23 protein-coding genes are annotated in these 25,195 nt (G+C 68.6%); 15 read left to right on the top strand and 8 right to left on the bottom strand.

Annotated features, from left to right (window positions below; genetic code table 11):
• Positions 1-64: 64 nt before the first annotated feature.
• Positions 65-2,059, top strand: a complete 1,995-nt coding sequence (locus ACN20J_RS47685) for a hypothetical protein (protein WP_419668551.1) — start codon at positions 65-67, stop codon at positions 2,057-2,059.
• 33 nt (positions 2,060-2,092) lie between these two features.
• Here ACN20J_RS47685 and ACN20J_RS47680 read toward each other — a convergent pair whose 3' ends face one another.
• From ACN20J_RS47680 to ACN20J_RS47665, 4 genes are all read right to left on the bottom strand, one after another.
• A complete protein-coding gene (locus ACN20J_RS47680; RefSeq protein WP_419668550.1) occupies positions 2,093-2,560 on the bottom strand; it encodes a DUF6069 family protein in 468 nt (155 codons plus the stop codon).
• On the bottom strand, positions 2,557-2,853 hold the full coding sequence (locus ACN20J_RS47675; protein ID WP_419668549.1) for a hypothetical protein: 297 nt from the start codon (positions 2,851-2,853) through the stop codon (positions 2,557-2,559). Before ACN20J_RS47675 ends, ACN20J_RS47680 begins: the two co-directional genes overlap by 4 nt.
• Before the next feature lie 5 nt (positions 2,854-2,858).
• Positions 2,859-3,887 (bottom strand): RNA polymerase subunit sigma-70, encoded by a 1,029-nt coding sequence (locus tag ACN20J_RS47670; protein WP_419668548.1) that lies wholly within the window; start codon positions 3,885-3,887, stop codon positions 2,859-2,861.
• A gap of 138 nt (positions 3,888-4,025) precedes the next feature.
• Positions 4,026-5,129 (bottom strand): hypothetical protein, encoded by a 1,104-nt coding sequence (locus ACN20J_RS47665; protein ID WP_419668547.1) that lies wholly within the window; start codon positions 5,127-5,129, stop codon positions 4,026-4,028.
• 424 nt (positions 5,130-5,553) lie between these two features.
• On the opposite strand from ACN20J_RS47665, the gene ACN20J_RS47660 reads away from it, so the two are divergent.
• Together ACN20J_RS47660 and ACN20J_RS47655 are read left to right on the top strand one after the other, a co-directional pair.
• Positions 5,554-7,239: a ribonuclease J gene (locus ACN20J_RS47660; RefSeq protein WP_189842459.1), complete on the top strand. Its 1,686-nt coding sequence runs from the start codon at positions 5,554-5,556 to the stop codon at positions 7,237-7,239.
• Positions 7,240-7,382: 143 nt separating this feature from the next.
• A complete protein-coding gene (locus ACN20J_RS47655; RefSeq protein ID WP_419668546.1) occupies positions 7,383-8,126 on the top strand; it encodes a spermidine synthase in 744 nt (247 codons plus the stop codon).
• Positions 8,127-8,175: 49 nt separating this feature from the next.
• Here the strand turns inward: ACN20J_RS47655 and ACN20J_RS47650 are convergent, their stop codons facing one another.
• Entirely contained in the window at positions 8,176-9,309 is a 1,134-nt protein-coding gene (locus ACN20J_RS47650; protein WP_419668545.1) for a serine hydrolase domain-containing protein, read from the bottom strand.
• Positions 9,310-10,133: 824 nt separating this feature from the next.
• Here ACN20J_RS47650 and ACN20J_RS47645 point away from each other — a divergent pair.
• The 8 genes from ACN20J_RS47645 (at position 10,134) to ACN20J_RS47610 (ending at position 19,215) form a co-directional block, all read left to right on the top strand.
• Positions 10,134-11,231, top strand: coding sequence for a LacI family DNA-binding transcriptional regulator (locus ACN20J_RS47645; RefSeq protein WP_419668543.1), 1,098 nt, complete (start codon positions 10,134-10,136; stop codon positions 11,229-11,231).
• A 51-nt stretch (positions 11,232-11,282) separates the two neighbouring features.
• A complete protein-coding gene (locus ACN20J_RS47640; RefSeq protein ID WP_419668542.1) occupies positions 11,283-12,881 on the top strand; it encodes an FAD-dependent oxidoreductase in 1,599 nt (532 codons plus the stop codon).
• 98 nt (positions 12,882-12,979) lie between these two features.
• Positions 12,980-15,109 (top strand): hydantoinase/oxoprolinase family protein, encoded by a 2,130-nt coding sequence (locus tag ACN20J_RS47635; protein ID WP_419668541.1) that lies wholly within the window; start codon positions 12,980-12,982, stop codon positions 15,107-15,109.
• A complete protein-coding gene (locus ACN20J_RS47630) occupies positions 15,106-15,705 on the top strand; it encodes a hypothetical protein (protein ID WP_364180945.1) in 600 nt (199 codons plus the stop codon). Before ACN20J_RS47635 ends, ACN20J_RS47630 begins: the two co-directional genes overlap by 4 nt.
• 3 nt (positions 15,706-15,708) lie before the next feature.
• On the top strand, positions 15,709-17,016 hold the full coding sequence (locus ACN20J_RS47625) for a TRAP transporter large permease subunit (RefSeq protein WP_189842465.1): 1,308 nt from the start codon (positions 15,709-15,711) through the stop codon (positions 17,014-17,016).
• Positions 17,017-17,082: 66 nt separating this feature from the next.
• The gene (locus tag ACN20J_RS47620; RefSeq protein WP_189842466.1) at positions 17,083-18,084 is read left to right on the top strand and encodes a hypothetical protein; all 1,002 of its coding nucleotides are present in this window, start codon (positions 17,083-17,085) and stop codon (positions 18,082-18,084) included.
• Positions 18,085-18,257: 173 nt separating this feature from the next.
• Positions 18,258-18,578, top strand: coding sequence for a hypothetical protein (locus ACN20J_RS47615; protein WP_189842583.1), 321 nt, complete (start codon positions 18,258-18,260; stop codon positions 18,576-18,578).
• A gap of 103 nt (positions 18,579-18,681) precedes the next feature.
• Positions 18,682-19,215: a CbrC family protein gene (locus ACN20J_RS47610; RefSeq protein WP_419668540.1), complete on the top strand. Its 534-nt coding sequence runs from the start codon at positions 18,682-18,684 to the stop codon at positions 19,213-19,215.
• Here ACN20J_RS47610 and ACN20J_RS47605 read toward each other — a convergent pair.
• Positions 19,212-19,511, bottom strand: coding sequence for a hypothetical protein (locus tag ACN20J_RS47605; RefSeq protein ID WP_361911203.1), 300 nt, complete (start codon positions 19,509-19,511; stop codon positions 19,212-19,214). The two genes, ACN20J_RS47610 and ACN20J_RS47605, sit on opposite strands and share 4 nt — an antisense overlap.
• Positions 19,512-19,648: 137 nt before the next feature.
• Here ACN20J_RS47605 and ACN20J_RS47600 point away from each other — a divergent pair, with 137 nt between their 5' ends.
• A complete protein-coding gene (locus ACN20J_RS47600) occupies positions 19,649-20,476 on the top strand; it encodes a GntR family transcriptional regulator (RefSeq protein ID WP_419668539.1) in 828 nt (275 codons plus the stop codon).
• 90 nt (positions 20,477-20,566) lie between these two features.
• On the opposite strand, the gene ACN20J_RS47595 is transcribed toward ACN20J_RS47600, so the two are convergent.
• Positions 20,567-21,352 carry an SDR family NAD(P)-dependent oxidoreductase gene (locus ACN20J_RS47595; RefSeq protein WP_190231441.1) on the bottom strand — a complete coding sequence of 262 codons (786 nt, stop codon included), beginning with the start codon at positions 21,350-21,352 and terminating at the stop codon, positions 20,567-20,569.
• Between the two features lie 170 nt (positions 21,353-21,522).
• Between ACN20J_RS47595 and ACN20J_RS47590 the strand changes: the two genes are divergently transcribed.
• Entirely contained in the window at positions 21,523-22,509 is a 987-nt protein-coding gene (locus ACN20J_RS47590) for a helix-turn-helix domain-containing protein (protein ID WP_419668538.1), read from the top strand.
• 317 nt (positions 22,510-22,826) lie between these two features.
• On the opposite strand, the gene ACN20J_RS47585 is transcribed toward ACN20J_RS47590, so the two are convergent.
• A complete protein-coding gene (locus tag ACN20J_RS47585) occupies positions 22,827-23,471 on the bottom strand; it encodes a TetR/AcrR family transcriptional regulator (RefSeq protein ID WP_361994053.1) in 645 nt (214 codons plus the stop codon).
• A gap of 145 nt (positions 23,472-23,616) precedes the next feature.
• Here ACN20J_RS47585 and ACN20J_RS47580 point away from each other — a divergent pair, with 145 nt between their 5' ends.
• Both ACN20J_RS47580 and ACN20J_RS47575 read left to right on the top strand, forming a co-directional pair.
• Positions 23,617-24,396 carry a glucose 1-dehydrogenase gene (locus ACN20J_RS47580; RefSeq protein WP_419668537.1) on the top strand — a complete coding sequence of 260 codons (780 nt, stop codon included), beginning with the start codon at positions 23,617-23,619 and terminating at the stop codon, positions 24,394-24,396.
• The gene (locus tag ACN20J_RS47575) at positions 24,393-24,869 is read left to right on the top strand and encodes a nitroreductase/quinone reductase family protein (protein WP_419668536.1); all 477 of its coding nucleotides are present in this window, start codon (positions 24,393-24,395) and stop codon (positions 24,867-24,869) included. Before ACN20J_RS47580 ends, ACN20J_RS47575 begins: the two co-directional genes overlap by 4 nt.
• Positions 24,870-25,195: the final 326 nt, after the last annotated feature.

Raw genomic sequence — 25,195 nt, 5'->3', positions numbered from 1 at the left:
CCCGCCACCGCTCGCCCGCCTGCCCGCTCGTTCGCTCGCCGTGACCGAAGACCCGGGAGACCCGATGAAGCCCTCAAGGCTCATGCTGCTCACCGCTGTTGCTCTGCTCACGCCGATGACCCCCGCACTGTCCGCCGCGGCGGCGCCGGGAGACGGCGGGGTTCCCGTGTCGGGCACAGCCACCGCCGCCCGTCCTCAACTCGCCATCCCCGACCCGGGGTTCGAGAACGGCGGCACGGGCTGGACCTTCGGCGCGGGCACCGGGGTCGGCACCGGAAACTCCCACGGCGGCTCCCGCTTCCTCTACCTCGACGCCGGAGCCGGCAGGAGCGCGGAGCTGACCATCGTCGCGCCGCAGAACGGCAGTTACGACTTCTCCGCGTGGATCGGAAGCGCCGGCACCGGCGGCACGTACAGCGTCCGGCGCAACGGCTCGACCGTCGAGACGATCACCCTGCCGGAGCGCCGCGGGTACGCCCGCTACACCATCAGCCGCGTCGAGCTGAAGGCCGGCGACCGGCTGCAGATCGCCTTCGGCTCCGGCACCGCCTGGGTCAACGCGGACGACCTGATGATCTCCCCCGCCGCGCCCGCCGACCCCAAGGTCACCTCGTCCGATCCCGAGGTCGTCGAGATGTTCGGCTGGGCCAAGAGAAAGGCCAACAGCTGGGCCCAACTGCCCGGCACGACAGGCCCGATCAACGTCGACGAGTACCAGACCGGCGGCACCGGCACCGCGCAGTACGCGGCCTCCTACTGGGCGGGATACGCCAACCGCAGCGCCTACTACTCCCGCGACATGACCCACCAGCTCACCGGCGCCCACATCCTCGGCCTCGACGAGGCGAACAAGACGATGCTCCGCTCGTTCGCGGCGTCGTCCACCGCCGCACACAAGTACTTTCCGGTCTGGGCCCTCAACTTCGACGCCAAGACCTACCTGAGCATCGACTACAAGAGCCCGGACAACTACGTGCGCGAGGTGCCTGCCGTCTTCGAACTCGTTGAGAAGGCAGGCCAGGCGTACCTCTGGACCGGCGACCAGAGTTACGTGGACGACCCGACGATGTGGAACTTCTACCGGCACTCCACCAAGGAGTTCATCGACCTTCACAACAGCGCCAAGCCCAACGGCAAGGTCAAGGTCGCCGAGGGCACAGGGAACGGCATCTTCGCGGGCACCGCCAGCTACAACGAGCAGGACGGCGACGGCCTCGCCGAGGCCGGAGACGGTATCGCCTCGCAGTACCAGGCGTATCTGGCGCTGGCCACACTCGCGCGCGGCAAGGGCGACACCCCGCTGGCCAGGAAGTACGACCGGAGCGCCGCCGAGCTGAAGGCGTACTTCAACGACGAGTGGAGCGGCAGCGGAAGCGGCGCCGACATGGTCCGCGCGTACACCACGTCCAACACCCCGGTCACCGGCTGGGGCAAGGAGAACAGCGTGTTCGTGCTGATGAAGCAGATCCTCGATCCCGGCCCGCGCAACGACGCCTACCTCGACTACATCCAGGAGCAGGAGTTGGGGCCGGAGGGGTCGCCCAACATCGAGTCGACGACGTACCTGCCCGACATGTTCTTCAAGAACAACCGCAACGACACCGCCTGGACGTGGATGAAGAAGATCTACGGCCAGCGGGAACTCCAGCACATCAACTCCAGCCAGGGCCCCAACGGTGACTACCCCGAGGTGTCGTTCACCCTGGTCAGTCAGACCGTCGAGGGCCTGATGGGCATCGCACCGGACGCGGCGAACCGCACGGTGACCACGCAGTCGCGGCTGCCGTCGGGCATGCAGTGGCTCCAGGCCGCGGACGTACCCATCGGCACGAGCACGATCACCGTGCGGCACGACGGCGCGACGAAGACCAAGCTGACGAACAACGCCCGCCGTGGCGCCTACCGTTGGGAGGCCCGCTTCCCCGGCGTCCACAAGAAGATCGAGGTCAACGGCGTCCCGCAGCGCATGCGCACCAAGACGGTCGGCGGCGTGACGTACACGTACGCGACGCCGACGGTGCGGGCGGGGGCAACGGCGGTGGTACGGGTGACGGACTGACGTGACCGTTGTCCCTGTTCCGCACCGAGTCGTTCAGTCAGGGTGAGACGCGACCCGGGTGCGGAGGCTCCGCGTCAGGGTGGGGATCATCACCGCCGCTGCGACGAGGTGTAGCCCGAGGAGGGCGGTGATGGTGGCGGTGTCCGCCCCGGAGAGGAGGGGCGGGACCAACGAGATCGCGGTCAGCGACACTGCCGTCCACAGGAATCGCTCGGCGGGGCGAGCGCTCCAGCGAAGAAGAGCGACGGCGATGACGATGCCCACGACCGAGAAGAAGCCGGTCACCACGGCGAACCCGGGCAACGGGATCGTCTCGCCACCATCGGAGACCTCGAAGCCAACACCAACGGCCTGGGCGAGCGCCGCGGCGAGGGTGGTGGCCGCCATCGCCACGAGCGTGGCGATGAAGCCGGTGGCGACGAGCCCGCGGAATCGGTGGGTGTGGCTGGTCGGGCCCGATGCCGGACCTGCGACGGCCCCGGTGTCATTCATGCTGTTCATGTCCTTCCTCCGTCGTTCGGCAACTGGCGTACGGGGTCTGCCGACTGGCGTGTGACGGTCCTGGCCCTGGGGGTGACGACGCGCACTCTCGCCGTGCGGCGCCCGGGGTTCCGCAGGGCGCGGACGCCGGTGCCGCGGAGCCAGAACCCGGCGTCGCGTCCGAGGACAGGCCCGGGCTCGCCGTCGCGCAGCTCCAGCTGCACCCGCCCGCGAGTGACAACGCAGAACGCGTCGTACCACTCCGCCTCGACCACCGCGACACGCGCGCCACCGCGCAGCGTGAGCGTTTGCACCGGGACTACTCCGTGCCGTCCGCAGGCAGGCGCTCCGGCACCCCGAGTCGCGGGAACTGGTCGTCGTGGAACGTGACGATCTCGGTGATCGCCCCGCCGGTGACGCGCAGGACGTCGATCGTGAGCGGCAGGTACGCGCCTTCCTGCTCCTGCCAGAGGTAGAAGGCGATGGCGGGCTGCCGGTTGACGGAGGTGGGGACTCCGCGCAGGCCCTTCATGCCCTCGAATCCGCCCTCCACCCAGTCGTTCACCACCGCGTCGCGGCCGACGTACAGGCCCGGCGTGGGCGGCATCGAGGAGCGGACGTCGTCCCGCAGCATCGCAGCGAGCACGTCGATGTCCGTGGCCACACTGGCGTCGGTGTAGCGGCGCACCAGCTCGCGCGTCCCGGCGTCCTGTTCGCCGCCGGTCCAGTCCTGCCGCTCGGCGGGCAGGTGCTCCCGCATACCGGCGCGGGCCCGTTGCAGCGCGCTGTTCACGGAGTTGACGGAGTCCCCGAGGATCTCCGCGACCTCCTTCGCCGGCCAGCCGAGCACGTCCCGCAGGATCAGCACGGCCCGCGGGCGCGGCGCGAGGTGCTGGACCGCGACCAGGTACGCCAGCTCGATCGTCTCCCGCGCGACGGCGACGGTCTCCGGCTCGTCCGTGCCGCCCGCGGGCAGTTCGTCGAGCAGCCGGTCCGGGTAGGGCTGCAGCCACAGCACCTCGCCGCCGGTCGCGGGCTCCGGGCGGTGCTTGGCGAGCAGGTCCAGGCAGGCGTTGGTGGCGATCCGGTACAGCCAGGCACGGAACGTCGACCGCCCCTCGAAGGTCTCCCGCCGCCGCCAGGCACGGAGGAACGTCTCCTGCACAGCGTCCTCGGCGTCCTCGAACGACCCGAGCATCCGGTAGCAGTGCACGTGCAGCTCCCGCCGGTGCCGCTCCGCCAGCCCCGAGAACTCGGACTCGTCGACCTCGCCCAGCCCGCCCTTGCCCAGACCGTCCTTGCCCAGATCGCTCACGCCCAGCTCCTCCGGCCGCGTATCCGCACTCATCACGTCATCCTTCCGCCTCGTCGTGTCCTGTCGTAGGTGTGACGGGCGCGGGCGCGAAAACTCATCACTACGGTCGGTACGTGGTGGAGAACGAGTATGGCCCGCAGGATTGCGGTCGTCCGGAGCTCTCTGATCAGTTCATAGTCCGAGGACACGCCGAGCGCGTCCGGGTAGTTCCGCGAGGTGGGTATCGAATTCCTCCTGGTGCGCAGCGCACACGCGGACGCCTGCGAATTGACCAGGTGAGGGCGTGTACTGCGAAGGGTATTCGCAGTCAGGGCAGGTCTGTCCGGCGCGCTCGAGCATCGCAGCGAATCCCGGGAACAGTACTCGGTCTTGGCGGGCGAGGATGTCCTGGTAGTGGTCGTTGTTCTGCGGGGTCGGGCTTAGGCGGTACCAGAGTTTGACGTTCTTGCGTGCCTGATCGACGGTCTGAGCCGTTTCGGGATTTCCGATGGTGAGGCTGTCCTCGACGAATCGGTAGCGGCGCATCGTCATGTGGATGGGGCCGGCGATGTTGCGGATAAAGTTGACGACAGGAGTACGTTCGGGGGTGTCGGCCCAGTGCGAATCGATATTCCAGAGTGTCTCGCGATAGGTGCGATAAGTGTTTTGACGGAGGCCGGGGTGGGCGTATGCGAAGGTGTTGCATATTTCACCTTCGGCCCGGTGTTTGTGATAGGCCACCGCGTCGTACATCGCGTCGCAGATTTCAGTGAGGATCTGGTTCTGCTCTTCGGTCAGCCAAGCGTCTTGGATGTTGTTGCAGGCCAGGGAGGCGGCGATGAAGAGGCGGGCCTGGGCGTCGCAGTCGCGTATTCGAAACCATTGAGCCGGACTGTGGGCGATCGCTGCCGTGTAGCGGCTCAGGAGTTCGGCGTTCCCGTGCGGGGAAGACTTTTCGGCGGTGATCAGAATTGAGGAGTAGTACTCGCGGGCCATGGTCTCGTGGACGGCGGTTCCAGCGAAGAGTGTGGCCAGCAGTTCACGGGTGTCATATCCTGCAATGATCGGGGAATCCAGAGGTGAAATATGCTCGCCCCTGAACTCCGTCACGGTGGAAATTTCCGTGAGGCGTGCTAGGGCAATGTATCGCGCACGGTCCGCGTAGGCTGGAACGATCGTTCGCACATATTCCCAGGCACAGGCGAGCGCTTCATCGGCCTGCCGAGGGGTGAGGCCTTCTGGTTCGAAGGTTCCCCTGAGGTCAGGGGGAAAATGCCAGATCTCATTGGTGGTCACGGGGGCCTTCCCGGATACGGGGCCGACTTGATTGATGGGAACTGACACCGCTGAGCATCGACTCGACGGTCGCGGAGGAGACTGGGCGGCCAGTTCCCTTGCGGCTGCCCCGAATTGATCACCAACCCGACGCGATTCAACCAAAAGTCGGCCAGGTGGCACATACTCCGGTGATACCGATGCATACGCGTGCGTACACGATGAGACGCCGGGCCCCAGCGGGTCGACTGCGGGCCCGACGAGGTCTCCTTGCTGGAGTTCTGTTCGTTTCAACCGAACGCTCAGCAGGCTGTCCCGTCCGCCGCCGTAGCAGCCCCGTTCCGCTCGCTGCCGCCCGCTGACCGCCTCGGGCCGCGCCGCGTAGAACCGGCTGGTCGGGGCAGCCAGTGGATCACCTCGGCAGACTCTCCGGTAACGTCGGAATATGAGCCATCCACATCCCGAACTCAAAGCCGCCCCTCCCCTGCCTAAAGGAGGGCTGAGGGTCGTCGCCCTGGGCGGTCTGGGTGAGATCGGCCGCAACATGACCGTCTTCGAGCATGCCGGCAAGCTGCTCATCGTCGACTGCGGCGTGCTGTTCCCCGAAGAGACCCAGCCCGGCGTGGACGTGATCCTGCCGGACTTCACCTCGATCCGTGACCGCCTGGACGACATCGTCGCCGTCGTCCTCACCCACGGCCACGAGGACCACATCGGCGCCGTTCCGTATCTGCTGCGCGAGCGCTCCGACATCCCCGTCGTGGGCTCGAAGCTGACCCTGGCGTTCCTGGAGGCCAAGCTCAAGGAGCACGGAATCCGGCCGCGCACGGTGCGCGTACGTGAGAGCGACCGGCGCAGCTTCGGCCCCTTCGACTGCGAATTCGTGGCGGTCAACCACTCCATCCCGGACAGCCTCGCGGTCGCGATCCGCACCGAGGCCGGGCTCGTCCTGCACACCGGCGACTTCAAGATGGACCAGTTCCCGCTGGACGACCGCATCACCGACCTGCGCGCCTTCGCCCGCCTCGGCGAGGAAGGCGTCGATCTCTTCCTCACCGACTCCACCAACGCCGAGGTCCCCGGCTTCACCACCTCCGAGCGCGAGCTCAACCCAGCGATCGAACAGGTGATGCGTACGGCCCCGCGGCGGGTGATCGTCTCCAGTTTCGCCAGCCATGTGCACCGCATCCAGCAGGTCCTGGACGCCGCGCACCAGCACGGCCGCAAGGTCGCCTTCGTGGGCCGGTCCATGGTCCGCAACATGGGCATCGCCCGGGACCTCGGGTACCTGAAGGTTCCCAGCGGCCTCGTCGTGAGCACCAAGGAAATGGAGAAGCTGGCCGACCACAAGATCACCCTGGTGTGCACCGGGTCCCAGGGCGAGCCGATGGCGGCCCTGTCCCGGATGGCCAACCGCGACCATGTGATCCGTATCGGCAAGGGCGACACCGTCCTGCTCGCCAGCTCCCTGATCCCCGGCAACGAGAACGCCATCTACCGAGTGATCAACGGGCTGACCCGGTGGGGAGCCCATGTCGTCCACAAGGGCAACGCCAAGGTGCACGTCTCCGGGCACGCCAGCGCCGGTGAGCTCGTCTACTGCTACAACATCGTCAAGCCCCGCAACGTCATGCCCGTACACGGCGAATGGCGCCATCTACGGGCCAACGCCGACCTGGCCATCCGTACGGGGGTCGATCCCGAGCGCGTGGTCATCGCCGAGGACGGCGTCGTCGTCGACCTCGTGGACGGGCGTGCGTCGATCACCGGCAAGGTGCCCGCGGGCAACGTCTATGTGGACGGCATGGAGGTCGGCGGCGCCACCGAGGCGTCCCTCAAGGACCGCCTCACCCTCGCCGAGGAGGGCGTGGTCACCGTGGTGGCGATCGTCGACGCCGACACGGGCGCCCTTGCCGAGACTCCCGACTTCCTGGCCCGCGGATTCGTCCACGACGACACCACCTTCGAACCGGTCATCCCTGTTATCGAGAAGACTCTGGCAACGGCGGCCCAGGAAGGCGTCGGCGACGCGCACCAGCTGGAACAGCTGATCGCCCGCGCCGTGGCGAACTGGGCCTTCCGTACCCACCGCCGCAGGCCTCTCATCATCCCGGTCATCATCGACGCCTGACCGGGCCCGTTCCCTCTCCGTCCCTGCCCTGCCTCCCCCCGTCGGCAGGGCAGGGACGGGTTCGCACCTGCGTCCACACCTGCACAGAGCAGCGTTCCAGGCATTGACTTCCGGCACCGACGGTGCCTCAGAAAGGCAGACGGATGAGCGCGCGTTTCGAGGAGATCGACTGGCGCCCGACGGCGATGGGCGACATCAGTCTGCGGCGCCGACGCGACCCGGTATCGGGCATCGATGTGTACGAGGTGAAGCTCGGCGACGAGTTCCTGATGTCCAGCCTCTTCACAGCCGGCGAGATCGCGCTTACGGAACTCGGACTGGCGGAACTGCCGGACGTCGACCCGGACGCCGAGCCGGAGGCCGAACTGGACGTAGTCGTCGGCGGACTCGGACTCGGGTACACCGCCGTGGCCGCACTGGACGACCCCCGCGTGCGCTCGCTGACCGTGATCGACACACTCGCCGAAGTCATCGACTGGCATCGGCGGGGCCTGGTCCCGCTCGGGGCCCGGCTGTCTTCGGACCCCCGCTGCCGCCTGGTTCAAGGCGACTTCTTCGCGATGGCGGCCGATTCGCGCGGGCTGGACCCGGAGGAACCGGGCCGCCGCTTCCACGCCGTCCTGCTGGATGTCGACCACTCGCCGCGCCATGTGCTCCACCCGCGCCACGCGGCGCTCTACCAGCCTGCCGGGCTCCGCGCTCTCGCCGAACACCTCCACCCGGGCGGGGTCTTCGCCCTGTGGTCGAACGACCCGCCGGACGAACAGTTCACCTCCGTACTCGCAAAGGTCTTCCCGCAATCAGCCGCCCATGTCGTCGACTTCGACAATCCCCTCCAGGGCGGCACCTCGACCAACACCGTGTATGTGGCCAGGACGGAACCCTGAGCAGCTCTCCGACTCGCTGCACCGTCTGGCGAAGCCTGCCGCACCGAAATCAGGCCCCGGGTCCGGTTATGGCGGGCAATAGATAGTCGCGAATGAACTCCCTTGGGTTGATCTCCTTGTTGATGCTGTTGTCGCTCGTGTCCTCACTGGTCACGAGCACAACGTCCGCGCTGGGGATTACGTAGACGAACTGCCCGCCGAATCCCCAGGCAAAGTACGTCGAGCGTTCGGAAATGGTCTGCGTCCACCAACCCTCGGAATAGGCGAATACGTCGTCGACCTCGGCGGTCCGGGCTTGCGCCGCACGCACAGCAGCACGTGGCACGAGTTGTCGGCCACCCCACTTGCCGTCGTGCAGGTAGAGCAAGCCGAACTTGGCCATTTCCCGTGGTGTCAGGTAGACGTTGTACCCGCCGGAGAAGACGCCTTGCGGGTCGCGGCCCCAATGCTCGGCCGTGATGCCCATCGGGCCGAACAGGTACTGGTGAGCGAACTGACAGGTGCTCATGCCGGTCGCCTTCTGCAGCACGGCCGAGACGACGTGCGTATTGCCGCTGCTGTAGTTGTAGGTCGTGCCAGGAGCGGAGACGAGCTCACGGCCGAGAATCGACCGGACCCAGTTCGACGTCTTCTCGACCCGACTCTCTGTTGAATCCTCCGTCCAGTCGAGACCTGACCTCATGGTCAACATGTGCCGGATGGTGATCGTTTTCTTGTCCGGCGACGCATCGCTGAAGTACTCCGGCAGATAGTCGGCCACCGGATCGTCCAGGCTCCGGAAGTCGCCCTTCTCGACGGCGATGTGGACCAACGCCTGCAGAACACTCTTCGACACCGAATGAACGTTGTTGCTCCGCTGCGCGCCACCACCGTCGTAATACCGCTCGGCCACGAGACGGTCGTGTCGGATGACGAGGGCGCTGAGCAGAGAAGGGTTGTTCCCGAGCTTGGTCAGCCCCGTGCGCAACTTGGTGGAATCCATCCCCTGGGTCTCCGGCGCGGTCGACGACCAGTCCCCACCGTCGTCCTGGGGATCCGTGTACGTCGGATTGCTCTCATAGAACGTCCGGCCGTTGCCCGCGATCCGGTCGCAATCGACGGCCGCCGCCGTGGCCGCCCCCGTAGCCGTCGACTTCGACGACGCCGCGTCGGTGCACCCGGTCAACGCCAGGAGCGACAGCATCGGCACTGCTGCCCAAGCGATCCGCCGCGATCCATGTGTTCGCAACCTCATGACCGACTCGACTCTCCCCCATGCGAAACGACGGCGCCGACCTCGCCGTTCGGTCAAGGCGAAGGGCACCTTCCAAGAACGGACCGCGGGAACCGGCAGCTTCGAGCATGCCCGCTGTCTAGGCTTGTCGTGTGCAGTGGCAACAAATACTCGGCTTCGTAGCCGCAGTCACACCCCTCACATTGATTCCCGGCACGAGCTTCACGCTTGTCACCCAGCGGGTGATCGTGAGCACGCGGCTCGTTGGGGTGCGACGCCACCGCGCGCACGGCGATCGACACGCCTCGGTTCCGGCATGGGATGAGTCGTCTGACCGGAGCCGTGCTCGTCGCCCTGGGGAGTACCGGCGCCCCGTTCCAGTTCCTCGACCCGGCACGTTTCGCCGCACCGACGTCATGACGCCGGTGCACCACCTTGGACACGGTGCTGAGCGACACCCTCGCCTCACTGGCGATGCTGGTCAGCAGACCGTACTGCGCATCGACGCGCGCCCTGCCCCGAACTGTCACTCGTGCGCCTCGCCTTGAGCCATGGCCCGAAACCCCGCCGCGAGCCGACGGGACGAGAAGCACGCAGGCAAGGGCCACCCGCCGCGTCACCCTGGCGCTGCGGGACGGCCTGACCGTCGTCACTCTCTTCCGCGGCACTTCTGTCCCACCTCTTGACCCACCGGGCAGGGAGGTGCAATCTCTCGTCAATACGCATTAGGTAATACGCATTAACGCGATGCCGTCGCCAACAGCGCCAGGCCCTGCCCGGAGGAGAGAAGCACTGTGGAACCCAGGAAGCGGCCCGGACGTACGCCCGCTCCGGCCGGTCGTACGTCACGGCCCCGGCAGGCCGAGGTGGCTCGGCTCGCGGGGGTGTCGCAGGCGACCGTGTCCCTGGTGCTGTCCCCGAAGCCCGACGGCAAGGGGCGCATCATCTCCGAGGAGACCCGGCAGCGGGTCCTGGAGGCGGCCCGCAGCCTCGGTTACGTGCCCGATCCGGCCGCCCGGCGGCTGGCCGCCGCCCGCAACAACCTGCTCGGGGTCTTCAGCTTCACCGCCACGTTCCCGACCGATGTGCAGCACTCGTACTACCCCTTCCTGGTCGGCGTGGAGCGCGAGGCTGCGGCGCTCGGCTACGACCTGGTGCTGTTCACCGGGTCGAGCACCGGCGGCGCGGGGGCCGCCGGTCCCGACGCCCTGAGCCGGGTCCGGCTCGCCGACGGCTGTCTCTTCATCGGTCGGCACACACCCCGGGCGGAGCTGAAGCGGCTGGTCGAGGACGGCTTCCCTGTCGTGCACCTGGGCCGCCGCGAGGAGTTGGAGGGCGTGGCATGGGTGGGTGCCGACTATGTCGAGGCCACGCGTGAAGTCGTGGGCCATCTTGCCGAGTTGGGGCATCGGCGGATCGTTCTCGTCCGCGAGGACGACGACGCGCCCGCCTCGGCGGACCGTCAACGCGGCTTCCTGGAAGGGCTGGAAGCGGCAGGCCTGCCCTCCGGGCCCACGACCGTCTTCCGGTCCGCGGATCCGCAGCGGGACCTCACTCCCGAACGGCTGCGCGCCTGGGTCGACGAAGGAGTGACGGCCTTCATCGCCGAGGAGACCGATACCGGGGCGGCCTGGCGAAGCCTGCTCTCCGCCGTGCGCGAGGCGGGCCTCGACTGCCCCACCGATGTGTCTCTCGCCCTGCTCGGCAGCCCGCCCGCCGACCTGGCGGGTGAGCCCGAGCCCACCGGATTCGACATCCCCCGGCCGCAGTTGGGCGCCGCCGCCGTACGTCTCCTGGCCGCGCTCGTCGCGGGCCAGGAGGCGCGAGAACCGCTCGTCAGCTGTGTCTTCCGCCCGGGCCTGACGGCCACACCGCCGCGTGCCCGTTCCTGAGCACGGTCTCCCCAGACCCCCGATGAACCCGAACCAGCAGCTAGGAGAAGCGTGATACCCGAAGCCGACATCCTCGTCGTGGGCGGCGGTCTTGGTGGCGTTGCGGCCGCACTCGCCGCCTGCCGGGCAGGACGCAGCGTCGTGCTCACCGAGGAGACGGACTGGATCGGCGGCCAGCTCACCAGCCAGGCCGTACCGCCCGACGAGCACCCGTGGGTCGAGCAGTTCGGCACGACCGCCTCGTACCGGCGGCTGCGCGAGGAGATCCGGAGGTACTACCGCCACTGGTACCCCCTGCGGGCCGAGGCCCTGGCGCTCACCGACCTCAACCCGGGGGCGGGCCGCGTCAGCAAGCTCTGCCACGAGCCAAGGGTCGCCCTCGCCGTCCTGGAGGGCATGCTCGCGCCCCACCGGACGGCGGGACGACTGACCGTACTCACCGAACACCGGCCGATCTCTGCCGAGTCCGACAACGATGTCGTACGGTCGGTGACTCTGGAGGACCTGCGCGACGGGACGCGCCGCACCCTCAGCGCGCGGTACGTCCTGGACGCCACCGAGACGGGCGAACTCCTCCACCTCGCGGGCGTCGAGCACGCGAACGGGGCCGAGGCACGCGCCGAGTTCGACGAGCCGCACGCCCCGGACGAGGCTCAGCCTCTCAACCAGCAGGGCATCACGGTCTGTTTCGCGCTCTCCCACCACGAGGGCGAGGACCACACGATCGACCGGCCGCAGGACTACGGCTTCTGGCGCACCTACCAACCCTCGTTCTGGCCGGGCCCGTTGCTCGGTTTCGAGGCGCCGGACCCGCGCACGCTGGAGCCGGTGCCGCGGACCTTCGTACCGAATCCGGATCTCGATCCGCTCGGCGTCTCGGCCGACCAGAGCGCCGACGCCGGCGACAAGGAACTGTGGGGCTTCCGCCGCATCCTCGCACGCAAGCTGCACTCGCCGGGGGCCTTCGACTCCGACATCACGCTCGTCAACTGGCCACTCAACGACTACTGGCTCAGGCCATACATCGGCCAGGAGGCCGAAGCGCTGCGCGAGGCACGGCAGTTGTCGTTGTCGCTGCTGTACTGGCTGCAGACGGAGGCGCCTCGGGCGGACGGCGGGACCGGCTTTCCGGGTCTGCGGATCCGCCCGGATGTGACCGGTACGGCGGACGGCCTGGCCAAGGCGGCGTACGTCCGTGAGTCCCGCCGTATCAAGGCGGTCACCACGGTCACCGAGCACGACGTGGCGATCGACCTCGTCGGCCCGCGCGGCGGAACGCCCCACCGCGACTCGGTGGGCGTCGGCAGCTACCGCATCGACCTGCATCCCTCGACCGGCGGCGACGACTACATCGACATCGGGTCCGTGCCGTTCGAGATCCCGCTCGGCGCGCTCGTGCCCCGCCGGGTGCGCAACCTGCTGCCCGCCGGCAAGAACATCGGCACCACGCACATCACCAACGGCTGCTACCGGCTCCATCCGGTGGAGTGGAACGTCGGCGAGGTCGCCGGTGCCCTGGCCGCGCACTGCGTGGCCGAGGACGTCGAGCCGCACCAGGTGCAGGCCGAGGACAAGCGGTTCGAGGAGTTCGCGCGGTTGCTCGACCGCGACGGAGTGCAACGCCACTGGCCGGACGTACGCGGCTACTGAACAACCCCCGCGTGGACGGGAGTTCGGGCCGCGGCTCCACCCGCCGCCGCCCGGCGACCGCCCGCGCGAACCGATCCAGCACAAGGAGGTGCACGGATATGAACACACCCCGCATCCGCGTCGGCATCGACGTGGGCGGAACCTTCACCGACGCCGTAGCTGTGGACGCCACGACTCTCGAACTTCTGGGGCAGGTCAAGGTCCCCACCAGCCACCACCACGAGGACGGCGTCGCGCACGGCATCGTCGAGGCGCTCGACCGGCTCCTGGAACAGACGGGCTGCGCCCCTGCCGACGTCGCCTTCCTGGCGCACGGCACGACCCAGGCCACCAACGCCCTCCTGGAGGGTGACGTGGCGACCGTCGGACTGATCGGCATCGGGACCGGCCCCGCAGCGGTCCTCACTCGCCGCCTCGCGTCGTTCGCAAAGCTCGAACTCACCCCCGGCAAAAGGCTTCCGCTGGCCTACACCCATGTCACCGACCCTCAGGACACGGCAGACGTCCGCCGCGCGGTCGAAGGACTGAAGGGCGAAGGCGCTCAAGTCCTCGTCGCCAGCCAGCCGTTCAGCGTCGACCGCCCCGAGGGCGAGCAGGCCGTCCTGGACACGGCACGGCCGTACGGACTGCCGATGACCGCCGCGCACGAGATCACCTCGCTGTACGGGCTGCACAAGCGCACTCGCACCGCCGTCGTCAACGCGGCGATCCTGCCCCGCATGCTGGCCACCGCCGATCTCGTCGACGCCTCCATCACCAAGGCGGGCGTGACCGCGCCGCTGATGGTGATGCGCTGCGACGGCGGCGTGATGGCGCTCGACGAGATGCGCCGCCGACCGCTCCTGACGGTCCTGTCGGGACCGGCTGCCGGAGTCGCGGGCGCTCTGATGCAGGAACGGGTCAGCGAAGGCGTGTTCCTGGAGACCGGGGGCACGTCGACCGACATCAGCGTCGTGCGCCGCGGCAAGGTCGCCGTCCGGCACGCCACCATCCTCGGCAAGACCTCGTACCTGAGCGCCCTCGACGTGCGGACGGTCGGCGTCGGGGGTGGCTCCATGGTGCGGATCAGCGGCGGCCGGGTGACGGGTGTGGGACCGCGCAGCGCGCACATCGCGGGGCTGCCGTACGCCTGCTTCGCCTCGCCGGAGCAGCTGCGCGATGCGCAGGTGGACACTGTCCGGCCCATGGACGGCGACCCCGCCGACTACGCCGTGATCGACGCGGCGGGCGGTCGGTTCGCCATCACCATGACCTGTGCCGCCAATGCCCTCGGCCGCGTCCCCGAGGGCGACTTCGCCCGCTGCGACCCCGAGAGCGCGCGTGCCGCGATCGCGCCGCTGGCCGCACATCTCGGCACCGACGTCTCGACCGCGGCCACGCGGATCCTCGACGCGGGCACCTCCCAGGTGAAGACGGTGGTGGACGCCATGATCCGCGACTACCGCCTGGACAAGGACACGGCGATCCTCGTCGGAGGAGGCGGCGGCGCCGCGTCCGTCACGCCGCACCTCGCCGACACCAGCGGCATGGAAGGCCGGATCGCCCGCCACAACGAGGTCATCAGCCCCATCGGCGTAGCCCTCGCACTCGTACGGGAACAGGTCGAGCGGATCGTGCCCGGCGCCACGCAGGAGCAGATCCTCGCCGTCCGGGCCGAGGCGGAGCGGGCGGTCGTCGCCCAGGGCGCCGCCGCTGAAGGCGTCGAGGTCGAGGTCACCGTCGACCCGCAGACCAACACCGTGCGCGCGGTCGCGACCGGCGCCACTGAACTGCGCACCCAGGACCGGTCCCACCGCGCCGACGACACCGAGCGCCTCCGCGCCGCGGCGGCCAGCCTCAAGACCGACCCCGCGGCGGTCCACGTCCTCGCGGGAACCTCCGCCCACACCGTCTACGGCACCGAGACGCACCGGCGCCTGCGGCCGACCCGCCGCCCCATACGGATCGTCGACGTGGACGGCGTCGTACGCCACCACGCCGCCGACGCCCGGGTGGAGACCACCACCGTGGCCGGCGCCCCGGAGGTGCTGGCCCGGCTGGTGGGCGAGTCCACCTCGTACGGCGACGGCGGAGTACGCGCTCCCGCCCTGCGGCTGCTGCTCGGCGCCCGTATCGCCGACCTGTCCGGCGTCCTCGATCCCCAGCCTCTACTGGCGCTGGCCCGCAGCGAGTTGCGGTCCCGAGCGGCCGACGAGCCGGTGGTCGCGGTCCTGGAGGTGCGGTCATGACGGCCATCGAACTTGCTTCCAGTGCCCGGGAGTTGAGGGATCTCGCGTCCGTCGACGACGTCGAATGGGGCGTACGGCTGCTGGCCGCCACGCCCACCCACGAGGGCCGGGACCGCGAGCTGCTGCGCCAATGGGCCCGTAGAGCCGATGAGTTCGGGTCCAGGCTCGCCCCCGTCCCGTCCACGGCACGTGTGGTCGAGCGGGACGACGGCCTGGAGCGGATGCTGCTCGCCCGCTACACGTCACGGCCCCCGACCGTCGAGCTCTACACCGACACGCTCGCTCTCGCCGAGGAGTTGGTCGAGGCGCGTGGCTGGCGGGCCTGGTACCCGCCGGGCTCGGTGCGCGCCGCCGCGCTGGCCCACGAGGCGGTGCACGCTCACCTCCACCACGGCCCGGCGAAGGCCGCACTCAAGCAGGCGCTCGACCACACCGTGCTGCGCCTCGGACGCCACCGCGTGGCCGGTCATGTCGCCGGTGCCGAAGAGGTCGCCGCGCACGCCTACGCCCGAACCGTCTGCGGACTCGGCCGCAGCCCCCTGCTCCTCACCGCCGCGCTTCGCGCGGAACTCACCCGGCCCGGAAGAGAGAAGTGACCCATGGGTGTCGTCATCCTTCTCGTCATGGCGGCCGGCGTCGCCCTGATGCTCACCCGCAAACTACCTACCGCCTTCGCGCTGGTCCTGCTCGCCGTCGCCATCGCCTTTCTCGCCGGGGCACCGTTCACCGGCAAGAACAGCGTGCTGGACACCGTCCTCCAGGAAGGCGCGCCGGCCCTGGCCGCCACCATGATCGCGATCATTCTCGGGTCCTGGCTGGGCAAGCTCCTCGATGAAACGGGCATCGCGGGCACGCTCGTCCGCAAGATCGTCGAGTTCGGCGGTGACCGCCCGACCGTGGTGGCCCTCGGCGTCCTGGCCGTCTCCGCACTCGTCGGTACGGTGACCGGCTCGGCGCCCGCCGCCATGCTCGCCGGCATCATCGGCATCCCCGCCATGATCGCCGTCGGCGTGCCCAAGGTGACCGCCGCGGGCACGGTGCTGATGGGCATCGCCGTGGGTATCCCCTTCGAGCTGCCGCTGTGGCAGTTCTTCTCCACCGCGCTGGAGCTGCCGATCCCGACCGTGCGCGGCTTCATGGTGAAGCTCTTCCCGTTCGCCCTGGCCGCCGCTCTCGCGTTCGTCCTCGTCGAGACGCGACGGCGGGGCACCGAGCACGCCTGGTCACTCAAGTCCGTCGACTCCCCCGGTTCCTCCGACTCCTCCGGCGCGAAGCCTCGTTCACGACGCGAGGAACTGGGCGACGCGCCCTGGTACGCGCTGCTCGCCCCCGCCGTCCCGCTCGTTCTGGCCCTGGGCTTCGAACTCGCCATCATCCCTTCCCTGTTGGCGGGCGTCCTGTACGCGCTGGTCACCACGACGCGGCCCGGCGGGATGAACAAGCGGCTACTGCGCACCCTTTACGGCGGCTTCGAGGTGGCCGCCCCGCCGCTCGTCCTGTTCATCGCCATCGGCATCCTGCTCGCGGCCGTGAAGCTGCCCGGTGCCGTGGACGCGCTCGAACCGCTCGTCAAGGCCGTCAGTCCGCACAACCCCGTGGTGTTCGTGCTCGTCTTCACGCTCCTCGTCCCGCTGTGTCTCTACCGCGGCCCCCTCAACGTGTTCGGGCTCGGCGCGGGCATCGCCGGCGTCCTCATCGCCGCCGGCATCTACCCCGCGGTCGCCGTCCTCGGCATGGCCACCTCGTACAACCAGGTCTTCGGCGTCGCCGACCCCACCAGCACACAGACCGTGTGGAGCGCCCAGTACGCGGGCGTCTCTCCCCAGCAGGTCATGGTGCGCACCCTGCCGTACGTCTGGGCGGTCGCCCTCGGCGGCCTGTGCGTGACCGCGGCCACCTATCTCTGAGCCCTGGCACCGTCCGGGCCCGCCGAGCCACACACCTTCTGCCACCCTTCTGTCATTGGAGCCACCATGCAGGAGCAACACCTCGACCGACGTCTCTTCCTGCGCGCCACCGCGGCCACGGGAGCCGCCCTCGCCGTCGGGACGACCGTGGGCGCGCAGCCCTCGGCCGCAGCACCCGGCGGATTCCCCGACTACACATACGTACGTACGCTTCTGACGCCGTCTCAGCTGAAGTACAACCCCACCGGCGAGATCATCTTCCCCTGCATCAGAGGCGTCTACGACAAGCTGAGCTCCCCGCTCGGCCGCTACTACCTGTACTACGCGCCGCACGACGCGCCCGGTGGCATCTGCCTGGCCTACGGCGACTCGCTGGAAGGGCCGTTCACTGAGTACCCGTCGAACCCGATCGTCTCCAACAAGTGGTCCCCGCACTACTCCGTCAGCCATGTCTCGTCCCCCCATGTGCTGTGGAACGCGGACGCCAAGGAGTTCTGGCTGTACTTCCACGGAGAGAACACCACGACCCGTCTCGCCCGCTCGGCCGACGGGATCCATTTCACGTACGACAAGGTCGTGCTGTCGGCGTCCATGCTCCCGGCAGGCACCAACGAGACGTCGTACGCCCGGGTCTTCCGCCACGACCTGCCCTCGCGCGGTGCCCGCTACGTGATGGTCTTCATGCTCAACAACACCACCAACCACCGTGACATCCACTGGGGTTGGTCCGCCGACGGGCGCACCTGGAGCTACGACCAGCAGCCGCTGATCCGGCATGGCGACGTCGGCGCCGTCAACGTCGGCGGCCCGCACCTTCTCTACCGCAACAACAGCACGTACGTCGTCTACAACAAGGACAAGGAGAGCGGCGGCGACATCATGATCACCGAGGTCGGCAACGACTTCAGCAAGCGCACCCATCTCGGCGTCTTCTACAACTCTCGCGGCACCGCTCCGGAGAACGGGCGCGCCGCGGCACCGTCCTTCGGTACCGACGGCGGCGTCCCGTACATGATCTACGAGGCGGGAGAGAGGCTCTCGGGAGCCATCGCGGTGGCACGAGGCTGATCCGGGGCTCATCCAGGGCCGACTCTGGGCTGACTCGGCAAGCCGGGGCGCCCAGGCTCGGCGGCACGTCCGGTGCCGGCCGTCGTATATCGCGTTGTGGCTCCAGGGGCGCCCGCCATAAGGTCACCGGCATGTCTGTACGTCTTCGAATGCGTCAAGCACTGCCGGAAGCGATGCGTGCCCGTGACAAGGCCGCGGTGAGCGCCCTGCGGTCAACACTCGCCGCGCTGGACAACGCCGAGGCGGCGCCCGTGGACGAGTCCCAGCTGCGCGGCATGGCCCTTGAGCAGTCGCCGGTCGGTGCGGGCGCCACCGAAGCGGCGCGGTGTGAACTGAGCGAGCGCGGTGTGGTGGACGTCGTGCGCGCCGAGGCCGCCGAACGGCTGGAGGCCGCGGAGCAGTTGACCGCACCCGCGCACGCCGACCGAGCCGCACGGCTCCGCGCGGAGGCCGCAGTGCTGCTTGCGTTCCTCGACGGTCCTGACACCGCGTAGGGCACGGCGAGGCATCGCACTTGATCACGGATCTCCTTGAGGACAGACTGCCGCCCATGGCACTGACAGGCATGGGCGTCGGCGCGCAGATCGGGCAGCAGTGGTGAGCGCCGGCCTGCCCGTCTTCCGCTACCACCCGGACCCGCTCGCCAGCGGATCCATCCGCGCGAGCACCGAGAAGTGCGCGTGCTGCCACCGCAGCACCGGGTGGATCTACACCGCGACCTTCTACACCGCCCAAGAGGTCGACGGGAGCTTCTGCCCCTGGTGCATCGCCGACGGCAGCGCCGCCCAACGGTTCGAAGGTGACTTCATCGACGCCTACGGGCTCGGCGCCGTCAGCGACGAGACCTTGGAGGAGGTGGCCCACCGCACGCCCGGCTTCCACGCCTGGCAGGATCCGCACTGGCTCGTCCACTGCGGCGACGCGTCCGCCTTCCTCGGCGAGGTCGGCTACACCGAACTGGCGGCACACCCCGATGCTCTCGACCGCCTCCGGCTCGACCTGCGTATGGGCGGCTGGCACGACGCAGCCAAGCTTGAACACTTCCTGACACACCTGGGCGAGGGGGCATCCGCCATGCTCTTCCGCTGCACCGTCTGCGGCACTCATCTCGCTTACATCGATGCCTCTTAGCTGGGCGCGTCGCCGGTGAACTCCGCCACGGTGGTGCCGAAGCGCCCCTCGTTGTGGCTTGCCCACATGACCAGAGCTCCGTGAGTCAACGCCTTCCGACGTGCGGCGCTTCGCACACCGGCCAGCGTCATGCCGGAGATCAGGCCGGCAATCGCGAACGAGACAACAACAAGCAGCAGCGACACCTGCCATGGAAATCCCCAGAAGAGCCCGACCGCCACGAGCAGCGCGGACGAGAACACCGCGAGGAAGACCCCCGTCTTCAGCACTTCCCGTTCTTCGTCCATGGACGGCATGTATTGCAGTACACCACCGGCCACGCCGGACCGACCAGGTCCAGGTACTCGATCTCCCCCGAGGTGGGCCGAGGCGGTAGCTTCGGTATGTGGTGTCGTCAGAAAGCGCGGACGATAGGGGCCCAGAGTTCCGTCGGGTGGACAACGCCCTGCGCGAGCAGTTGGCGAACGGAACGTTCCGGCCGGGCGAATTGCTGCCCCCGCAGCGGTACCTGGCCTCCGATTACGGAGTCTCCCGCGACACGGTCCAACGGGTCCTGCGGCAACTGGCCGCCGAGGGCTGGATCGAGTCGAGGCAGGGCAGCGGCAGTCGGGTGGTGAGGCTCCCCTCTGCGGACCCGGCCAGGCCGGGTACCGAGCGGCGCGGGCGCGTGCTGCTCCTTCCGCTGATGGACGCGGCGTTCCAGAAACCCGCAGTGTCCCTGGACGTCTTCACGCTCACCTCCGAAACTCTGGCCCGCCATCTCAGGCACCAGACGGAGCGCGCCTTGGCCGAGGAGATCTCACCGGAGCGCCTACTCGTCCGCGTGCTCCTTCCCTGGGAGGACGAGCCGCTCGCCTACCCACGCGCCAAGGCCACGGACGATCACCGGGTCTGGCAACGCTGGCGGACGATGACCCGCACGCACCTCAAGGACATGCAGAAGTGCGTCCAGGCACTGCGTCACGCAGGCGTGGACGCCCGGCTGGAAATCCGCCGAGTGCCACTGACCCCGCACTACAAGCTGTACGTCCTCAACAACTCCGAGATTCTGTACGGAACTTACGACGTGGTCGAGCGCACGGTCACCGTCGGCGACGGCACCGGCATCGAGGCGCTGGACGTAATCGGCCTGGGCTCGACCCTCTCGTACCACCGTCGAGTAGAGGACGAGCAGTCACACGACTCGATGTTCTTCACGAGCATGCAGGACTGGTTCGAGACGACCTGGAACCTCCTGGGCCAGGACGGTACGACAGGCTGACAGACACCAGACCCACCACAACGCGCCCACCTACAAAGCCATCCACGCAAGGTCGGCCACTGGTGCGAACGGATCCTCGCTGTCGGCGGGTCAGTTGTCGATCCTGTACAGGTCGGTCTGGCCGTTCGACGCGGTCAGGCCGCCGTCCACTGGAATGTGCACGCCATTGAGATACCCGGCGTCGTGACCGGCGAGGAACGCGACGACGGCGGCGACCTCCGCCGGTTCGCCCGGCCGGCCCATGGGCACGCGATCCACGAAGCGCCTGCGGAGCGCGGTTTCCTCGGCGAGTGCGTCGCGGATGAACTGGCTGCTGAGCGTCACGCCGGGGTGGACGGCGTTGACCCGGATCTCATGACCGTGGTCCAGCGCCATCGCGTTGGTCAGGTTCGCCAGGGCGCCCTTGGTCGCGTTGTACGCGGCCTGGGACCAATCGCCGCGCACGGCGCCCACGGATCCGACGTTGACGATGCATCCACGGACCGCCCGCAGATGGGGCAGGGCGGCCCGCGAGGCGAAGAAGACACCGTCGACGTTGGTGCTCATCATGGTCCGGTAGCTGTCCATGTCGATCTGGTCGACGGTGCCCGGAATCGCCACGCCCGCGTTGTTGACCAGTACGTCCAGGCGTCCGAACCGATCGGCCACGCCGTTCATGACCGCGGTGATGGCAGCCAGGTCCGAGACGTCCCCGACCCAGGGATACATGTCCGCACCGTCCGGGCCCTCTTGGGCTGTCTGCCGCAGAGTGGCTTCAGTCCGGCCCACGAGCACCACGGTGTATCCATCGGTGGCGAACCGGTGCGCTGTCGCGGCCCCGAGGCCGGCGCCGGCACCCGTGATGACAGCTACTCGGCTGGACTTCTCTTGCTTCACTGGTGTCTCGCCCTTCGTATGCGCCGGGCCCGGAACGGCCCGCGTTTGCCTCTCCTCGGAAGCCTAGGAATGCTGGCACTGCCCGCACTTGAACCGGCGCGGCGTCCGCGCAGAACGTATGCGCCACATGACAGCGTCGGAGCAACGACCGCGAAGGGGACCGGCCTGCGATGAACAGCACTGGAGTGGAGGGCGACGGGACGCTCGGGGCGTTTTCCGTGGACTCCACCGTCCCGGGCGCCGTACCGCGGGGGTTCGACGCCTTCCTGCGCGAGTGGGAGACGCGGATCGGCGACGGCTTCCCACAGCCGACCTACAGCCCGGCCACGATCGCCGACTTCCGAGTCAAGGGCCGCGTCGCCAAGCTGCGTGACGTGGCGATCACCGATGTCCACGGAGTGTCGGCGATCCGGACCGCCGGCACCCCGGGCGGCGTCGAGGATCAGGTGCGGATGTACGTGGTGCGGCGCGGAGCGTGGACGTTGGGCGGCTCGCATGATGGTGCCGAACACAGCATTCAGGGCGGGCAGTTCCTCCTCCGGCACGTCGGGCGGCCGTCACACTTCGAGACGGTGCCCCACACGACGGCGCAGGTCCTCGTCCTGCCCGCCGCAATGCTCAAGCCCCTGCTGGGGAACCGGATCATGACCGGGTCGGCGGACTCGGCCGAGGTGCGCCTTCTGGCCGCCCACTCGAGCATGGTCCACGCAACGATGTCCGACCTGAGTCCGGCCGGTGTGGAAGCCGCGCACAGCAGCCTGATCGAGCTGGCCAAGGCGGTGGCGCTGCATCGGTTCGACGACGTGGAGCCCCGGTTGGCCCCCGCGCTCGCCCAGGCCGCGAAGGACCTCGCGAACAGCCAACTCGCCGATCCTGAACTGTCTCCACCGATGCTGGCGCGTGAACTCAACGTCTCCGTACGCACCCTGCAACGGGCCTTCGCCACGACGGGAGAGTCGGCGACCTCCTACATCCGCCACCGGCGCCTGGAAGAGGCCCGACTCGCCCTCACCACGTCATCGGGCCGACTCAGCGTCTCGGAACTCGCCGCCCACTGGCAGTTCGCCGACAGCAGCCACTTCATCCGGGCCTTCAAGAAGCGCTACGGCCAGACCCCCACCGAGTACGCCCGCTCGACCCGGCCGACCGGAAGCTGAACCAACTCCGTCTGCGCAACACAGCGGTACCGATCGGCGTCACCAATGCGGCCAGCACTGCCACTCCATCCAACGGGGTGTCCTGCGCCCGGGGGCGATCGTCGCCTTCCGCGTCGTGGCGTGCGTCAGGAGCGTCGCACGGTCGATCGCGCGCGGCAGCCTCCCCCGAATGCGGCACTTCATCGAGACTCCCTCCTTCGGTGTCCGCCCCGGGGATGCCCCGGGATGCCCCGCGAACGCCCTGGGTGCCGACGGCCTCGATTGCGTAGGCATCAGCTCCTTTGACGGCGGCGGGACCCTGTCGCGGTCTGCGGGACTCAGTCGTTGGTGGACGCCCCTGGTCCAGTCACGGCGTACCGGGCGGCGATGGTGCGGACGGCCTCGTCGACCACCTGAGCGACGCGTTCGGCGCTCACCTCCCAGCCCGGCACCAGGAGTGTCGGCCAGAAGACGTAGTTGGAGATCATGCCCAGGAACTGGGTGGCTGCGAGGTCCACGTCCTCGACCCGCACCGTTCCCGCCTCGTGCTCAGCCAGGAGGTAGCTGCGTACGGACTCGAAGTAGGGCATCTTCCCGTGCGAGAACTGCGCATGGGCCAGCTCGGGGAACCGTGGCAGCTCGGCGATGACGATCCTGAACAGGTCGGTCATCTGGGCACGGCCCAGCAGCTCGGCGTAACGGCGACCGATGATGCCGAGACCGACGACGACGTTACCTGCCGGCGGAGGATCCTCCTCGTCAGCGGTCGACCAGGACTCGGTCACGATGGCGTCGAACAGGGCGGCTTTGCTCGGAAACTGCTTGAACAAGGTGGCCCGCGAAACGCCCGAGCGCTCTGCGATCCGCGCCAGCGACGTCCGGTCGTAGCCCAGCTCGAGAAACAGTGCGGTCGCGGCCGTCACGATCTGCGCGCGCTTCTCCTGGGCGACGCGCTGGTGATACGTCGTCACGACTCTGCTCATGGGTCGAGCATACGAGGTGAGTGGCTTGACTCACCACTGCCGCCGACCTAGTGTCACGGTGGATGGTGAGTCGCCCGGCTCACCACTGGCCGCCGCTCATCACTGGTGATCCCGGCCGTTCACCCACGTACCGAAGGAACAGCTGATGCCCCGCTTCGACAACCAGACCGTGCTCGTGACCGGTGGGACCGGCGGCCAGGGCGCAAGCCACGTGCGCGCCTTTCACGCGGAGGGGGCGAACGTGGTGATCGGCGACATCGACGCGGAACGCGGCGCCGCTCTCGCCGACGAGCTCGGGACCCGCGCCCTCTTCGCCCGTCTTGACGTGACCGACGAGAGCTCGTGGTCCGCCGCTGTGCTGGCCGCCGAGAGCGCCTTCGGCTCCCTCAACGTGCTCGTCAACAACGCGGGCGTACAGAATCCGCCTGCAACGATCCAAAACACGGAGCAGGCCACATGGTCGCGCATCCTCGACATCAACCTCACAGGGACCTTCCTCGGCATCAAGGTCGCAGCCCCCGCTCTGCGCCGCGCGGCAGGGGGAGCCATCGTCAACATCGCCTCGACCATGGGCCTGGGCGGCACGGCTCACTACGCGCCGTACGTCGCCAGCAAGTGGGCCGTACGAGGCCTCACCCAGACGGCAGCACTCGAGCTCGGCCGCGACCACATCCGGGTGAACACCATCCACCCCGGCGTGATATCGACCCCCTTCATCCACGAACCGGCAGCCGGCGCGGTCGCGGCAATCGCCGACTTCTACTCACCCGAGCCGTTCGCCGTCCCCCGGCTCGGGGAACCGACCGACATCAGCCGGCTTCTCCTGTTCCTCACGTCATCGGACGCGTCGTTCGTCACGGGGTCGGAGTACGTCATCGACGGCGGGCTCCTCCTCGGCCCCGCCCTTCAGGCCGAGACCGCATGAGCACTCCGGACACGACCGGGTCGAACGACTCCGCACAGGACGCGTCTTTGTCCCACCTGCCCGACCACATCCGACGAGCCATCGAGATCACCCCCGCCGCGGGCACCGGAGAACGGATCATCGACATCACGACGGTGGGGCGCCGCACCGGCCGAGCACGCCGCATCGAGATCTTCTTCTACCGAGCCGCGGGCACCACTTACCTGTGCAGCGGCGCCGGCGGCGCCGCGACCGACTGGCATGCGAACCTTCTCGCCAATCCCGACTTCACCTTCCACCTCAAGAACGGGATCCGTGCGGATCTGCCCGCACGGGCCACGCCTGTCACCGACCCAGCTGAACGTCAGGCCGTGCTGGCGGAGATCGTGGCGGATCTCAATCAGCCCCACGACCCCGGCACCATCCGGCCGACTCGGCTCGAAGACTGGGCCGACAGTCGGCTGATGCGCATCAACTTCCGCCATCGGCCGTGATCGCGGATCCCGCGACAGATGATCATGCCCTGTGGGACGTGGGGATCTGACGAACGGCCAGTGGGCCCGACTTGAGCCGCTGTTGCCGCGAGGCATCAAGTCGGGCCGTCCGCCGGATCGGGCTCGCGATCATCGCCCTTGACCCGCCATCACAAGCAGGTGTTCGTCGGCTCCCTGCGTGGTGACCGGCTCGGCGGGCGCGTCGTACGGGCGAGGGTAGGGGCTTGTCCGCTTGCTTGGAGTGCACCCCAGGGCCATAGCGTCGAGACAGCTGAACCGAACACCCGACGCGTCGACGCGTCAACCCGCACGACCAACGAGAAAGA

The organism is Streptomyces sp. 2-1, assembly GCF_048564895.1.
GTDB lineage: Bacteria > Actinomycetota > Actinomycetes > Streptomycetales > Streptomycetaceae > Streptomyces > Streptomyces phaeochromogenes.
Note: the sequence above shows the minus strand (reverse complement) of the source record. Positions and strands in the feature narration are given on the sequence as shown.

What these genes read in the sequence shown, in the direction of transcription:
- ACN20J_RS47615 (WP_189842583.1), top strand. Translation starts at nt 18,258, where the DNA reads ATGCGTGCCCGTGACAAGGCCGCGGTGAGCGCCCTGCGGTCAACACTC.
- ACN20J_RS47635 (WP_419668541.1), top strand. Translation starts at nt 12,980, where the DNA reads ATGAACACACCCCGCATCCGCGTCGGCATCGACGTGGGCGGAACCTTC.
- ACN20J_RS47685 (WP_419668551.1), top strand. Translation starts at nt 65, where the DNA reads ATGAAGCCCTCAAGGCTCATGCTGCTCACCGCTGTTGCTCTGCTCACG.
- ACN20J_RS47650 (WP_419668545.1), bottom strand. Translation starts at nt 9,309, where the DNA reads ATGCTGTCGCTCCTGGCGTTGACCGGGTGCACCGACGCGGCGTCGTCG.
- ACN20J_RS47630 (WP_364180945.1), top strand. Translation starts at nt 15,106, where the DNA reads ATGACGGCCATCGAACTTGCTTCCAGTGCCCGGGAGTTGAGGGATCTC.
- ACN20J_RS47670 (WP_419668548.1), bottom strand. Translation starts at nt 3,887, where the DNA reads ATGAGTGCGGATACGCGGCCGGAGGAGCTGGGCGTGAGCGATCTGGGC.
- ACN20J_RS47620 (WP_189842466.1), top strand. Translation starts at nt 17,083, where the DNA reads ATGCAGGAGCAACACCTCGACCGACGTCTCTTCCTGCGCGCCACCGCG.
- ACN20J_RS47605 (WP_361911203.1), bottom strand. Translation starts at nt 19,511, where the DNA reads ATGCCGTCCATGGACGAAGAACGGGAAGTGCTGAAGACGGGGGTCTTC.
- ACN20J_RS47660 (WP_189842459.1), top strand. Translation starts at nt 5,554, where the DNA reads ATGAGCCATCCACATCCCGAACTCAAAGCCGCCCCTCCCCTGCCTAAA.
- ACN20J_RS47680 (WP_419668550.1), bottom strand. Translation starts at nt 2,560, where the DNA reads ATGAACAGCATGAATGACACCGGGGCCGTCGCAGGTCCGGCATCGGGC.
- ACN20J_RS47625 (WP_189842465.1), top strand. Translation starts at nt 15,709, where the DNA reads ATGGGTGTCGTCATCCTTCTCGTCATGGCGGCCGGCGTCGCCCTGATG.
- ACN20J_RS47575 (WP_419668536.1), top strand. Translation starts at nt 24,393, where the DNA reads ATGAGCACTCCGGACACGACCGGGTCGAACGACTCCGCACAGGACGCG.
- ACN20J_RS47585 (WP_361994053.1), bottom strand. Translation starts at nt 23,471, where the DNA reads ATGAGCAGAGTCGTGACGACGTATCACCAGCGCGTCGCCCAGGAGAAG.
- ACN20J_RS47655 (WP_419668546.1), top strand. Translation starts at nt 7,383, where the DNA reads ATGAGCGCGCGTTTCGAGGAGATCGACTGGCGCCCGACGGCGATGGGC.
- ACN20J_RS47590 (WP_419668538.1), top strand. Translation starts at nt 21,523, where the DNA reads ATGAACAGCACTGGAGTGGAGGGCGACGGGACGCTCGGGGCGTTTTCC.
- ACN20J_RS47580 (WP_419668537.1), top strand. Translation starts at nt 23,617, where the DNA reads ATGCCCCGCTTCGACAACCAGACCGTGCTCGTGACCGGTGGGACCGGC.